The sequence below is a fragment of the Citrobacter sp. Cu096 genome, assembly GCF_030332285.1.
Classification (GTDB): domain Bacteria; phylum Pseudomonadota; class Gammaproteobacteria; order Enterobacterales; family Enterobacteriaceae; genus Citrobacter; species Citrobacter meridianamericanus.
Genome location: NZ_JAOWID010000030.1, coordinates 1,552,013 through 1,565,537 on the forward strand (window position 1 = coordinate 1,552,013; position 13,525 = coordinate 1,565,537).

At 46.8% G+C, this 13,525-nt stretch carries 16 protein-coding genes and 3 pseudogenes; 13 read left to right on the forward strand and 6 right to left on the reverse strand.

What is annotated here, in order from left to right; genetic code table 11:
* The first annotated feature begins 203 nt into the window (after window positions 1-203).
* Window positions 204-1,682, forward strand: a complete 1,479-nt coding sequence (locus OGX99_RS21865; RefSeq protein ID WP_286545074.1) for a sensor domain-containing diguanylate cyclase — start codon at window positions 204-206, stop codon at window positions 1,680-1,682.
* Window positions 1,683-1,900: 218 nt separating this feature from the next.
* Window positions 1,901-2,088 (forward strand): annotated as a pseudogene (locus tag OGX99_RS23935) (site-specific integrase); the annotation flags it as partial.
* Window positions 2,089-2,210: 122 nt separating this feature from the next.
* Here the strand turns inward: OGX99_RS23935 and icd are convergent.
* Window positions 2,211-3,461 (reverse strand): NADP-dependent isocitrate dehydrogenase, encoded by a 1,251-nt coding sequence (gene icd / locus OGX99_RS21875; RefSeq protein WP_003030769.1) that lies wholly within the window; start codon window positions 3,459-3,461, stop codon window positions 2,211-2,213.
* A gap of 202 nt (window positions 3,462-3,663) precedes the next feature.
* On the opposite strand from icd, the gene rluE reads away from it, so the two are divergent.
* The 5 genes from rluE to purB are packed head-to-tail and all read left to right on the forward strand — an operon-like array spanning window position 3,664 to window position 7,972.
* Entirely contained in the window at window positions 3,664-4,287 is a 624-nt protein-coding gene (gene rluE, locus OGX99_RS21880) for a 23S rRNA pseudouridine(2457) synthase RluE (RefSeq protein ID WP_210904974.1), read from the forward strand.
* Between the two features lie 13 nt (window positions 4,288-4,300).
* The gene (locus OGX99_RS21885; RefSeq protein WP_005120989.1) at window positions 4,301-4,762 is read left to right on the forward strand and encodes an NUDIX hydrolase; all 462 of its coding nucleotides are present in this window, start codon (window positions 4,301-4,303) and stop codon (window positions 4,760-4,762) included.
* A gap of 53 nt (window positions 4,763-4,815) precedes the next feature.
* On the forward strand, window positions 4,816-5,922 hold the full coding sequence (gene mnmA, locus OGX99_RS21890; protein ID WP_151225273.1) for a tRNA 2-thiouridine(34) synthase MnmA: 1,107 nt from the start codon (window positions 4,816-4,818) through the stop codon (window positions 5,920-5,922).
* A gap of 34 nt (window positions 5,923-5,956) precedes the next feature.
* A complete protein-coding gene (gene hflD, locus OGX99_RS21895; protein ID WP_151225271.1) occupies window positions 5,957-6,598 on the forward strand; it encodes a high frequency lysogenization protein HflD in 642 nt (213 codons plus the stop codon).
* Window positions 6,599-6,601: 3 nt separating this feature from the next.
* Window positions 6,602-7,972: an adenylosuccinate lyase gene (gene purB / locus OGX99_RS21900; protein WP_151220002.1), complete on the forward strand. Its 1,371-nt coding sequence runs from the start codon at window positions 6,602-6,604 to the stop codon at window positions 7,970-7,972.
* A 450-nt stretch (window positions 7,973-8,422) separates the two neighbouring features.
* Here the strand turns inward: purB and OGX99_RS21905 are convergent.
* From OGX99_RS21905 to cspG, 4 genes and pseudogenes are all read right to left on the reverse strand, one after another.
* Window positions 8,423-8,544 (reverse strand): annotated as a pseudogene (locus OGX99_RS21905) (GnsA/GnsB family addiction module toxin).
* 254 nt (window positions 8,545-8,798) lie between these two features.
* The gene (locus tag OGX99_RS21910) at window positions 8,799-9,029 is read right to left on the reverse strand and encodes a hypothetical protein (RefSeq protein ID WP_151220003.1); all 231 of its coding nucleotides are present in this window, start codon (window positions 9,027-9,029) and stop codon (window positions 8,799-8,801) included.
* Window positions 9,030-9,102: 73 nt separating this feature from the next.
* Window positions 9,103-9,291: a cold shock small protein YmcF gene (gene ymcF / locus OGX99_RS21915; RefSeq protein ID WP_151220020.1), complete on the reverse strand. Its 189-nt coding sequence runs from the start codon at window positions 9,289-9,291 to the stop codon at window positions 9,103-9,105.
* 10 nt (window positions 9,292-9,301) lie between these two features.
* Window positions 9,302-9,514 (reverse strand): cold shock protein CspG, encoded by a 213-nt coding sequence (cspG, locus tag OGX99_RS21920; RefSeq protein WP_000066494.1) that lies wholly within the window; start codon window positions 9,512-9,514, stop codon window positions 9,302-9,304.
* 411 nt (window positions 9,515-9,925) lie between these two features.
* Between cspG and OGX99_RS21925 the strand changes: the two genes are divergently transcribed.
* A complete protein-coding gene (locus OGX99_RS21925) occupies window positions 9,926-10,096 on the forward strand; it encodes a YnfU family zinc-binding protein (protein WP_252838248.1) in 171 nt (56 codons plus the stop codon).
* Between the two features lie 132 nt (window positions 10,097-10,228).
* On the opposite strand, the gene OGX99_RS21930 is transcribed toward OGX99_RS21925, so the two are convergent.
* Window positions 10,229-10,357, reverse strand: coding sequence for a cold shock domain-containing protein (locus OGX99_RS21930; RefSeq protein WP_502873432.1), 129 nt, complete (start codon window positions 10,355-10,357; stop codon window positions 10,229-10,231).
* Window positions 10,358-10,367: 10 nt separating this feature from the next.
* Between OGX99_RS21930 and OGX99_RS21935 the strand changes: the two are divergent.
* The 5 genes and pseudogenes from OGX99_RS21935 to phoQ all read left to right on the forward strand — a co-directional run.
* A pseudogene (locus tag OGX99_RS21935) lies at window positions 10,368-10,463 on the forward strand (S1 domain-containing protein); the annotation flags it as partial.
* Between the two features lie 59 nt (window positions 10,464-10,522).
* A complete protein-coding gene (locus tag OGX99_RS23940) occupies window positions 10,523-10,612 on the forward strand; it encodes a hypothetical protein (protein WP_423390609.1) in 90 nt (29 codons plus the stop codon).
* 60 nt (window positions 10,613-10,672) lie between these two features.
* A complete protein-coding gene (locus OGX99_RS21940; RefSeq protein ID WP_286545077.1) occupies window positions 10,673-11,221 on the forward strand; it encodes a site-specific integrase in 549 nt (182 codons plus the stop codon).
* An 87-nt stretch (window positions 11,222-11,308) separates the two neighbouring features.
* A complete protein-coding gene (gene phoP, locus OGX99_RS21945; protein ID WP_151220022.1) occupies window positions 11,309-11,980 on the forward strand; it encodes a two-component system response regulator PhoP in 672 nt (223 codons plus the stop codon).
* Complete coding sequence (gene phoQ / locus OGX99_RS21950) at window positions 11,980-13,443, forward strand: two-component system sensor histidine kinase PhoQ (RefSeq protein WP_187252622.1); 1,464 nt, start codon at window positions 11,980-11,982, stop codon at window positions 13,441-13,443. The genes phoP and phoQ overlap by 1 nt, the downstream gene beginning before the upstream one ends.
* Window positions 13,444-13,525: the final 82 nt, after the last annotated feature.

Below are 13,525 nucleotides of genomic sequence, written 5' to 3' on the forward strand. Positions count from 1 at the left end.
TCTAAAATCTTAGTCAAGATCGTAGATACCTGTTATAAAAAGAGTATCACCATTCGATTTTTTGATAAATTTTTAAGCAGCAAGGGGCAATGAGCAAGATAGTTATTCGAATACCGACTGCTGTTGCTACGGTACAATGTGACAAACTAATCAAGGCCGAATAGCAACCATCTTGATGCGTAAAAAGACGAAAAGATAATGCGATGTTAAAAATGAAAGAAAACAACATTAATATCAACCGAATTCACTTTCTTTATGAGGCGTTGGCCAGGAGACATGCTTCCCCTGAAGATAAATACCTGGCCATTCTGAATGAAGGATTGAAAGCCTTTGACCTGTCTCTTGGTATTATTAGTCAGATAGAGGGTGAGCGTTACTCTCTACTTGCGGTTTCTCCAACAAGAGGAGACATTTCAGCTGGTATGGTTTTTGATCTGAAAAACACTTATTGTCAGCAAGTGGTCAGAGAAAAAAGAATAATAAGCGTTGAACATGCAGGAACACATCCTGACTTTAATTCCCATCCAGTCTACATTGGTATGAGGCTGGAAAGTTATATCTCAGCGCCAATATGGGTGAGAGAAAAATTATGGGGCACAATCAATTTCTCCTCCACTCAGATAAGAACCATAGAATTCTCTGAGGATGACTATGAATTTATTAGTTTAATGGCCGAGGGTATTGGTTCGTTAATCGAGATAAATTTATTAATCAGTGAAAATGAAATTGTTATTTCAGCACTACAAAAAAACAATGACATACTTGAAGCTATTTTTAAGAACTCAACTATCGGGATGGCTCTTGTCGCTTCTTCTGGTCAATGGAAAAAAGTTAACAATTCACTGACCCGTATGCTGGGATATACTGAAGAACATCTGCTTTCCATTAACTTTCAAAATATAACCCACCCCGATGATTTAAGCTCTGATTTAAAACAATTAGATGCACTTTCTCGAGGAGAAATTCCATTCTACCAACTAGAAAAGAGATATCTGACAGCGACCGGGAATTATATCTGGATACTTCTGAGTGTTTCTTTGGTACGCGAAGATAATGGTGAAGTCAAATATTATATTGCTCAGATACAAAGTATTAATGAGCGTAAAAAGATGGAAATTGAGCTCAAAAAGCAAAAGGAGGAGTTACACAAAATCAATACTATGCTGGAGCGAATGGCCACTGAGGACAGTCTGACGGAGATTGCAAATCGCCGAAAGTTTATGCTCTGGTTTGAGAATGAAATGACCAGAATGGCGCGACATCCCGTACCGGTGTCACTTGCCATTGCCGATATCGATTTTTTTAAATCATATAATGATTCCTATGGCCACCAGGAAGGTGACTATGCACTTAAGAATATCGCCAAAGAACTTAGCCATACCCTGCGAAGCCAAGATAAAGTCGCACGATTTGGTGGTGAGGAATTTATCATGCTTTTCCCTGAAACGGATGAAAAAGGCTGTTTTTTGGCTTGCGAAAGATTAAGGAAAAGCATTGAGAAACTGAGCTCGCTCAGAAGACCGGTCACAATCAGTATTGGTGCAGTAACCTACCATCCCAGAGAAGGGAAGCTTGTTACCTTTGATGATTTATTGAAAGTGGCAGACTCCAAACTCTATGATGCTAAAAGGTCTGGGCGAAATAAGGTAAAAGTAGTCAATTTAGCAGACCATCAGGGCTAATCGAGTCTCTATCTCGACGCGAACCCGCTCAATTGGTTCTTAATCAGAACGACACCGTTGCAGCTGCGGGCAGTGGTATGGATGTGGGTCTTTCTACCATGACCGATGGGTAAAGCAGTTGTGCAATAAACGGCAGTTCGCAACGGAATCAGTGGGTTATCCCAAAAACTGATACTGGAAAAAACCTAAAGCTGTAGCCAGTTTAAGTTGACCACTTCAGAGGCAAATCCGGCATTGAATGGGAAGCAGGAACCGCCCCAACCTTTCATGAGCAACGAGCGCTTTCAGTAAGAATTAATGGGAACAAAGAATTGATACACAGAAATTATTGGGACATAAATCAAGAAAAATGACAGACAAATATAACGACGACAGAGGTAAGGATTGGATAGTTGTCGAAGTAAAAAAAGAGGTGAGCATGCCTGGTTTTTGGGAAAACGTTTTGGAGAGAGTTTTGGGGAAACAATGTTGCAGGCATAAAAAACGGGAACCACCTGGCTCCCGTTATCATACAACCCAGAATGCGGATTACATGTTTTCGATGATCGCGTCACCAAACTCTGAACATTTCAGCAGTTTAGCGCCGTCCATCAGACGTTCGAAATCATAGGTTACGGTTTTCGCGTTGATTGCGCCTTCCATACCTTTAACGATAAGGTCAGCCGCTTCAACCCAACCCATGTGGCGCAGCATCATTTCAGCGGACAGAATGATAGAACCCGGGTTCACTTTATCCTGACCGGCATACTTCGGTGCAGTACCGTGGGTTGCTTCGAACAGCGCGCATTCGTCACCGATGTTCGCGCCCGGAGCGATACCAATACCACCAACCTGTGCTGCCAGCGCATCGGAGATGTAGTCGCCGTTCAGGTTCATACAGGCAATCACGTCATATTCAGCCGGACGCAGCAGGATCTGTTGCAGGAACGCATCGGCAATAACGTCCTTAACCACGATCTCTTTGCCGGTTTTCGGGTTCTTGATTTTGACCCAAGGACCGCCGTCAATCAGCTCACCACCGAATTCTTCACGCGCCAACTGATAACCCCAGTCTTTGAACGCGCCTTCGGTGAACTTCATGATGTTACCTTTATGTACTAAGGTAACAGAATCACGATCGTTAGCGATGGCATATTCGATTGCTGCACGAACCAGACGTTTAGTTCCTTCTTCAGAGCATGGTTTGATACCGATACCGCAATGCTCAGGGAAGCGGATTTTCTTCACGCCCATTTCTTCGCGCAGGAATTTAATCACTTTCTCAGCGTCGGCAGAGTCCGCTTTCCACTCGATACCCGCGTAGATATCTTCAGAGTTCTCACGGAAGATGACCATGTCGGTCAGTTCTGGGTGTTTAACCGGGCTAGGCGTACCCTGGTAATAACGCACCGGACGCAGGCAGACATACAGGTCAAGTTCCTGACGCAGGGCAACGTTCAGAGAGCGAATACCGCCGCCAACTGGAGTAGTCAGTGGGCCTTTGATGGCAACACGATATTCACGAATCAGATCAAGGGTTTCAGCAGGAAGCCAGACGTCCTGGCCATAAACCTGGGTGGATTTCTCGCCGGTGTAGATTTCCATCCAGGAGATTTTACGCTCGCCTTTATAGGCTTTCTCGACAGCAGCATCGACAACTTTGATCATCGGTGGGGTTACATCAACGCCGATACCGTCGCCTTCAATGAACGGGATAATCGGATTTTCAGGAACGTTGAGTTTGCCGTTTTGCAGGGTGATCTTCTTACCTTCCGCCGGAACAACTACTTTGCTTTCCATTCACCTCTCCTTCGAGCGCTTCTGGTTCTGCTCGTCTGTCATCGCGCTGCATGTGCGTTTGCGTCCTGCTGCACGAATGCGTTAGAGCAATTTTTTGTTAATGTTTTGTAATGAGCATGTCAATACTACCCTAATGTTCGCCGCCATGAAAGACACTCGTTCTTAGGCTATAATGCGGCAATTGATATAATCTGAAAATACCATGCAAAAAACTTCTTTTAGAAATCACCGGGTTGAGCGATTCAGCTCACGACAAGTCACCAGACAGCGTAAAGAAAACCAGCCAAAACGCGTGGTTTTGTTCAATAAACCCTACGATGTTTTGCCGCAATTTACTGACGAGGCTGGCAGAAGAACGTTAAAAGATTTTATTCCCGTGTCGGGGATCTATGCTGCGGGTCGACTCGATCGGGACAGTGAAGGGCTTTTGGTGCTGACCAATGATGGTGCGCTGCAGGCCCGGTTAACGCAGCCCGGTAAGCGTACCGGGAAAATTTATTACGTCCAGGTCGAAGGCGAGCCGACGGTAGAAGCGCTTAATGCGCTGCGTAACGGGGTAACGCTCAATGACGGTCCCACGCTGCCCGCAGGTATTGAAGTAACAGAAGAACCTGCATGGCTGTGGCCGAGAAACCCGCCTATCAGGGAGCGGAAAAATATCCCTACCACCTGGCTGAAAGTCACCTTATATGAAGGCCGCAACCGTCAGGTACGCCGCATGACAGCCCATGTTGGATTCCCGACGCTGCGCCTCATTCGCTATGCCATGGGGGATTACACACTGGATAATCTCGCCAATGGTGAATGGCGAGATGCAACTAACTGAATAAGGAACAGGTATGTTCAAACCGCACGTTACGGTCGCCTGCATCGTGCATGCAGAAGATAAGTTTTTAGTCGTTGAGGAAACAATCAATGGCAAAGCCTTATGGAATCAACCAGCCGGACATCTGGAAGCGGATGAGACGTTAGTGCAGGCCGCCGCTCGCGAGCTATGGGAAGAAACAGGTATCCACGCGCAGCCACAACATTTCATTCGAATGCATCAATGGATTGCGCCGGACAAAACGCCCTTTTTGCGTTTTCTGTTTTCTATCGAGCTTGCCAATATGTGCGCTACTGAACCTCATGACAGCGATATCGACTGCTGTCGCTGGGTCAGTGCAGAAGAGGTTCTCTGCGCGCCAAACCTGCGCTCTCCGTTAGTTGCGGAGAGCATTCGCTGCTATCAGAGCGGACAACGCTACCCGCTGGCGATGATCGGTGAATTTAACTGGCCGTTTACAGAGGGTGTCAAGTAAGGGGCTGCGTGCTAGAATATGCCGCCTTGAAGTTCAATGTCGTGAGTATTCCTATGTCTGAAAGCCCAAAAAAAGTGATCGTCGGCATGTCCGGCGGTGTCGATTCCTCCGTTTCTGCCTGGCTGTTGCAACAACAGGGTTATCAGGTAGAAGGCCTGTTCATGAAGAACTGGGAAGAGGACGATGGCGAGGAATATTGCACAGCGGCTGCCGATCTTGCAGATGCACAGGCTGTCTGTGACAAACTCGGCATTGAGCTGCATACCGTCAACTTTGCCGCAGAATATTGGGACAACGTCTTTGAATTGTTCCTTGAAGAGTACAAAGCGGGCCGTACGCCAAACCCGGATATTCTGTGTAATAAAGAGATTAAGTTTAAAGCCTTCCTCGAATTTGCCGCTGAAGATTTAGGTGCCGATTACATCGCCACCGGTCACTACGTGCGTCGCGCGGATGTCGACGGTAAAAGCCGTCTGCTGCGTGGGCTCGATGGCAATAAAGACCAGAGCTATTTCCTCTACACGCTCGGCCATGAGCAAATCGCGCAAAGCCTGTTCCCGGTGGGCGAACTGGAAAAACCGCAGGTGCGTAAAATTGCTGAAGATCTCGGTCTGATTACGGCCAAGAAAAAAGACTCCACCGGTATCTGCTTCATTGGCGAACGTAAGTTCCGAGAATTTCTCGGTCGCTACCTGCCGGCTCAACCCGGTAAAATCATCACCGTTGATGGCGAAGAGATTGGCCAGCATCAGGGGCTGATGTACCACACCCTGGGTCAGCGTAAAGGTCTGGGCATTGGCGGGACGAAAGAAGGCACGGAAGATCCGTGGTATGTGGTGGATAAAGACGTTGAGAACAACATTCTGGTTGTTGCTCAGGGTCATGAACACCCGCGCCTGATGTCCGTTGGCCTGGTGGCGCAACAGTTACATTGGGTCGATCGCGAACCGTTCACTGGCACAATGCGCTGCACGGTGAAAACCCGTTATCGTCAGACCGACATTCCGTGCACCGTTAAGGCACTGGATGCCGAGCGTATTGAAGTCATTTTCGATGAACCCGTCGCGGCGGTAACGCCGGGTCAGTCGGCTGTCTTTTACAATGGCGAAGTGTGCCTCGGCGGCGGCATTATCGAACAACGATTGCCTCTGTCGGTATAATTACCTACACATTTGATACAAGGAAGCAGTGAACGTGGCAAAGAATTATTATGACATCACCCTCGCCCTGGCAGGCATTTGTCAGTCGGCACGCCTGGTGCAAGAACTGGCGCACCAGGGGCATTGTGATGCCGATGCATTACACGTTTCACTGAACAGCGTCATTGACATGAATCCCAGCTCTACGCTGGGCGTGTTTGGCGGCAGCGAGGCCAACCTTCGTCTCGGCCTGGAAACACTGCTCGGCGTGCTCAACGCCAGCAGTCGTCAGGGACTGAACGCGGAACTTACTCGCTATACATTAAGCCTGATGGTGCTGGAGCGTAAACTTTCAGCCGCTAAAGGCGCCATGGACACGCTGGGAGACCGTATTAACGGCTTGCAGCGCCAGCTGGACCATTTTGATTTGCAGTCAGAAACGCTACTGAGTGCGATGGCAGGCATTTATGTTGACGTTATCAGTCCACTCGGCCCGCGTATTCAGGTCACTGGCTCCCCGGCCATCCTTCAGAGCCCACAGGTTCAGGCCAAAGTTCGCGCTTCGCTGCTGGCTGGCATTCGCGCGGCCGTACTCTGGCATCAGGTGGGTGGAGGCCGTCTGCAACTCATGTTTTCTCGTAATCGCCTGACGACTCAGGCAAAACAAATTCTTGCTCATTTAACCCCGGAGTTGTGATCTATGGAATTATCCTCACTGACCGCCGTTTCCCCTGTCGATGGACGCTACGGCGATAAAGTCAGCGCGCTGCGCGGGATTTTCAGCGAATACGGTTTGCTGAAATTCCGTGTACAGGTTGAAGTACGCTGGCTGCAAAAACTGGCCGCGCACGCAGCGATCAAGGAAGTTCCTGCTTTTGCTGCCGACGCAATCGGTTACCTTGATGCGATCGTCGCTAACTTCGATGAAGAAGATGCTGCGCGTATCAAAACCATCGAGCGTACGACCAACCATGACGTGAAGGCAGTTGAGTATTTCCTCAAAGAAAAAGTTGCGGATATCCCGGAACTGCACGCCGTTTCCGAGTTTATCCACTTCGCATGCACCTCAGAAGACATCAACAACTTGTCTCACGCGCTGATGCTGAAAACCGCACGCGACGAAGTAGTCCTGCCGTACTGGCGTCAACTGATTGATGGCATCACAGCACTTTCTGTTGAATATCGCGATATTCCCCTGCTCTCTCGTACTCACGGACAACCGGCCACCCCATCAACGATGGGCAAAGAAATGGCAAACGTGGCGTATCGCATGGAGCGTCAGTACCGCCAACTCAACCAGGTTGAAATCCTCGGTAAAATCAACGGTGCTGTGGGTAACTATAACGCCCACATCGCCGCTTACCCGGAAGTTGACTGGCATCAGTTTAGCGAAGAGTTCGTCACCTCGCTTGGGATCCAGTGGAATCCATACACCACACAGATCGAGCCGCACGATTACATCGCTGAGCTGTTTGATTGCATCGCCCGCTTTAATACCATTCTGATCGATTTCGATCGCGACGTCTGGGGTTACATTGCGTTGGGTCACTTCAAGCAGAAAACTGTCGCGGGAGAAATCGGTTCTTCGACCATGCCACACAAAGTGAACCCTATCGATTTCGAAAACTCTGAGGGTAACCTGGGTCTGTCTAACGCGGTTCTGCAACATCTGGCGAGCAAACTGCCGGTTTCGCGTTGGCAGCGCGATCTGACGGATTCAACCGTTCTGCGTAATCTGGGCGTAGGTATTGGCTATGCGCTGATCGCCTATCAGTCCACCTTGAAAGGTGTGAGCAAACTGGAAGTGAACCGCGATCATTTGCTGGACGAACTGGATCATAACTGGGAAGTTCTCGCAGAGCCGATTCAGACCGTGATGCGTCGCTATGGCATTGAAAAACCGTACGAGAAGCTGAAAGAACTGACCCGTGGAAAACGCGTTGACGCCGAAGGTATGAAGCAGTTTATCGACAGTCTGGCACTGCCGGAAGAAGAGAAAACGCGCCTGAAAGCCATGACGCCAGCCAATTACATTGGTCGTGCCATCACCATGGTTGATGAACTGAAGTAATCAACAACCCGCAGATGCTGAACTGAAGCCGGATGAGCGTAAGCGATTCCGGTTTTTTATCGCCGTATGAACATCCCTTTCCCGTTTTATTAAATGGTTATCCCCACGGATCATGCTCAGCGCTAGACTAAAAAAGTAATTTTGTAAGTTCTTTACTTATAAAGCACATTAAAATCAATAGTTTAATAAAATATCATTTTGGACTATTGCGGGAAATATGAGTCATTTCGGCGCCCCAAACTTGACCCAAAAGTAACAATCGATGTTGGTCTGAATTGCCACAGGTTTAACCAACACTTTAAAATCATGCATAGGCAGCATCGTCTACCTGGAGGCGTCAGTCCAGGTAAAAAGTGAAGGTTTTAGCAAAGTTTTATGTTTTATGACAGAAATAAAAAAGCATTATCTTTCAAGATAATGCTTTTTCACCTGAACTGATTCTTATAACAATTAGATTAATGTAATTTTAATATCGTAACTTTCAAGCCCAGTCATTTTTTCACGAGCAGTAAACTGGATATCAGAGACTTCTTTTCCTGTCTTTTTTTTGAGTTCAATAATTTTTTTGTGATGAATTCAGAAATATCCGCTTCAGTTTTTCTTTTTAAATCTTCGACGTTCATTATTTACCTCTCTTGATCTCTAACGCATCAACGCCAGGCGCGTTACTTTCCCCGTGGAGCACATGTAAAAGCGCTGACATATTTAAAAGATAGAATGGAAATCCTAAATTATCAAGAGGTTGCAGTATAATCTTCATGCAAAAGAGCTCGTAACCCCACAAACCACTGACTAAAATCTGGGTCGGTCACGAAACAACCAGCTCTCATTTCAAAAGCTTCGATGCGGCCTCGAGAATCTCTTCGGAACTGACATCACGATCTGAAGCCACATAAACTATTTTATGGTCTCCAGTCAGAGATGGAAAGCCCGCAGACATTACGGATAGATGCGCTTTTTCTCCATTGGGAAACTCACGCATTATCGTCGTAATACCTTTCATTACAGATACAACGACTGCCGGTTGTGAGTTAAAAAAAACAATTACTTTTTTCATAATTTTACCGTGACGGTTCTTATATAAATGAACGGTTAAGCATACAAAAAAGGCTCCATAAGGAGCTTGAAAATTATTTTCTATAATCTGATGAAGACTGACCAGAACGAATGTATAGTGCCACATTATCAAATGTTATCATTGTTGATTTGCAAAAAATACATTTCGCTCCGAAAGGATTTTTTTCAGTAACATCAAAGTTTGACGTTCTGTACTGAGATCCGTGACAACACGGGCATCTGAAGTGAATATTATTAGTAATAACAGTTACCTTATACAGCCACAACATTAACTGCTGTGGGGCCTTTGGGTCCCTGTTCAACACTAAATTCAACTTCCTGATTCTCATTCAGAGTTTTGAAATCATTGCTCTGGATAGCAGAGAAGTGTACAAACACATCTTTACTGCCATCTTTAGGGGTGATAAACCCAAAACCTTTTTCAGGATTGAACCATTTTACTAAACCAGTCATTTTATTAGACATAATCATTACCTTAATTGAGTGAGCCCTTGGGCAGATTGGTCCGAAAAAAATTATCAGAGAGAAAAGCTAACAAGGAAATCTCAACAGGAACAAGGAATAAAATTATTTCAGCGACTGCTTCAGATAAATTCGTAACAAACCAAAGATTCATTAACGCATGATTAACCAAACATAGCAAGCTTTAGTTTTGTAAGGAAATCACCCATAACTTTGAGCATAAAAATTAATTTAAACTGCAATATTTCCGAGCATGTCGGTGAGCATTGTGACGTTCATCCAGGCGCATTTCTCAGTAGACCGCTTCATGCCCTGAACTACCGACTTTTTTATCAGCCCCCATTGGTTAATAAAATTAAGATTTCCTGGACAAATTAAGGTAAAGTTAAAGTCCATCCAATCAAGGAAAAGCCTATGTCAGAACGTAAAGACTCTAAATCACGCCGTAACTATCTTGTCAAATGCACTTGCCCAAACTGCACCCAGCAATCTGAACATAGTTTTGCAAGAGTACAAAAAGGTTCCCTTTTAATCTGTCCTCATTGCAATAAAGTATTCCAAACAAATCAAAAAGAAGCAGCCTGAATCTGTTTGAGATACCGTTTCTCGCATAGAATCACCACATCTGTAATTTAATATTGTTCAAGCCACCGATAATAAAAAAAACCGCTCAGGCCTTAGCCGTCATTGTTATCGCATACACACATAAAGCGGATTTTACTTTGCGATAACTCCACTGCCGGCAACCGGACCTTTAGTACCATGTTCAATAGAGAATGAGACTTTTTGAGCTTCAAACAAAGTGCGAAAATTACCGTTCTGGGTAGCAGAGAAATGAACAAACACATCTAATCTGCGTGACTCAGAGGTACTCCTTCCCGGATTACGCGTTGAGTTTTGTCGAATAAATGGTCTTCGAGGCCCGTCTGCAGCGAACGTGTATATCTCATGAATTGTAGCCCCTGATTTCTGGAATCATAAAAGATAAATTAAAAACAGGGAGAGGTTCACATGTATCCGAAAATATATCTAAACGACTGGTTGACAGGCCTTAAGAGCTCATGTTGCACGCTGGTAGTGACTACACTTTCTGTCATCTAACCTGCCAGGCTAAGTGATTTTTTTACAGACACCAAAGCTTTAGAGGTATCTGGTGCAACAATGCTGTCGATTACTTCTATTGTATACACATTACAGCGTGTTATCGGAGAAAATACCCGTCTGGTAGATATTGAGCATGCCGACATTTTGCATTACCGAAAGGAGTTATTGACCGGGACAATTATTAACCCGGCAATGCCGAATCTCACCAGGCAGGGCCGCGCGCCCTCAACAGTCAATAAACAGATGGCAGTTTTATCAGAAATGCCTAAGCTCGCAAACCGAAGCCAGTTTATATTGCATGCTCCTTATGAGGGCGTGTCGCGACTCAAGTTATCTAAAAATGATCCCGACCCACTTTTACTTCATAAGTACCAGGCACTGATAACCACCCTTCCCCGTAGCCAGGCATTAATCATCATTGTTGCCGTATATACAGGGATGAGGCCGGGCGAGATAGGCGCCCTGGCATGGGAAGACGATGCACATATGGTGTACGAGATTTACTCCAAGTGGATTGGCGACATAAACCAGGATTGGGTCAATATGCTGAACAATCAGATGCCAACAGCACTGCCCCCAGAACGCCCCACAGGCAGGGGAGCATGAGAAAAGTTATTTAAGTTCATAGCGCTGCTTTCAATCCACATAATCAGCGTTAAACTATTCATACCGTTATTTTAGGGAGAAACGATGATGCGCGTACTGGTTGTCGAGGATAATGCTTTATTACGCCACCACCTTAAGGTTCAGCTACAGGATTTAGGTCATCAGGTAGATGATGCAGAAGATGCCAAGGAAGCAGACTATTATCTGAATGAACATCTTCCGGATATCGCACTCGTTGACTTAGGCCTTCCCGATGAAGATGGTTTGTCGTTGATCCGCCGTTGGCGCAGCAATGAGGTTTCGCTGCCGATTCTGGTATTGACCGCGCGTGAAGGCTGGCAGGACAAAGTGGAAGTACTCAGCGCCGGCGCTGATGATTACGTCACCAAACCGTTTCACATTGAAGAAGTGGCTGCGCGCATGCAGGCGCTGATGCGTCGCAACAGCGGTCTAGCCTCGCAGATTATCTCCCTTCCGCCTTTCCAGGTTGACCTCTCTCGCCGCGAATTATCCGTCAATGATGAAGTTATTAAGCTCACGGCGTTCGAATATACCATTATGGAAACACTCATCCGTAATAGCGGCAAAGTCGTCAGTAAAGATTCGCTCATGCTGCAGCTATACCCGGATGCTGAACTACGTGAAAGTCACACTATTGATGTCCTGATGGGACGTCTGCGTAAAAAAATTCAGGCGCAATATCCGCATGAAGTAATTACCACAGTACGTGGGCAAGGCTATCTTTTCGAACTGCGCTAATGAACAAATTATTGCGTCATTTTTTCCCGTTATCGCTGCGGCTGCGCTTTTTACTGGCAACCGCAGGTGTGGTATTGGTGCTTTCACTGGCCTACGGCATGGTTGCCCTGGTAGGTTACAGCGTTAGTTTTGATAAGACCACGTTCCGCCTTCTGCGCGGTGAAAGCAATCTGTTTTATACCCTGGCGAAATGGGAAAACGGCAAGATTAACATCGAGCTGCCCGAGAACCTCGACATGCAAAGCCCAACAATGTCGCTGATTTACAATGAAGCGGGTGAGCTTCTGTGGGCACAGCGCAACGTGCCCTGGTTGACGCAAAGCATCCAACCAGACTGGCTTAAAACCAACGGTTTTCATGAGATTGAAGCCAACGTTGACGCCACCAGCACCCTACTGGGCGAAGACCACTCCGCACAGCAACAGTTAAAAGAAGTCAGAGAGGATGACGACGACGCCGAAATGACCCACTCCGTGGCGGTTAACGTCTACCCCGCCACTGCCAGAATGCCACAGTTAACCATTGTGGTTGTCGATACAATTCCTATTGAGCTAAAGCGCTCATACATGGTCTGGAGCTGGTTTATTTATGTGCTGGTCGCCAATCTGTTGCTGGTCATTCCGCTGTTATGGGTGGCCGCCTGGTGGAGTCTGCGGCCAATTGAGTCGCTGGCGCGTGAAGTCCGCGAGCTTGAGGAGCATCATCGTGAGATGCTGAACCCCGCCACCACGCGCGAACTGACCAGTCTGGTTCGTAACCTGAATCGACTTTTAAAAAGCGAACGCGAGCGCTACGACAAATACCGCACCACATTAACTGACCTCACCCACAGCCTGAAAACACCACTGGCGGTATTGCAGAGTACCCTGCGCTCGATGCGTAATGAAAAAATGAACGTGAGCGACGCCGAGCCTATCATGCTGGAACAAATCAGCCGTATTTCCCAGCAGATTGGCTATTACCTGCATCGTGCAAGCATGCGTGGCAGCAGCTCTCTGCTCAGTCGCGAACTGCATCCAGTCGCGCCGTTGCTTGATAAACTCACCTCCGCGCTGAATAAGGTTTATCAGCGTAAAGGCGTTAATATCAGTCTCGATATCTCCCCCGAAATCAGTTTCGTAGGCGAGCAGAACGACTTTGTTGAAGTGATGGGTAACGTACTGGATAACGCATGTAAATACTGTCTGGAGTTTGTCGAGATTTCAGCGCATCTGTCAGAAGATCAACTGCATATTCTGGTTGAGGATGATGGTCCTGGTATTCCGCAAAGCAAACGGGAAGTGGTGTTTGACCGTGGTCAGCGCGTCGATACGTTACGACCTGGACAAGGCGTCGGACTGGCAGTGGCGCGAGAAATAACTGAACAGTATGACGGGCAGATTATAGCCAGTGATAGCCTGCTGGGTGGCGCGCGCATGGAGGTTATTTTTGGTCGCCAGCATCCGGGGCAGAAAGACGAGTAATCGCCACGTGTAATAAATATGTGCTGACTTCACGCTTGAGGTTAAGTATCCGTTATAATCGGTTGCAGATACCAGCCTGCGG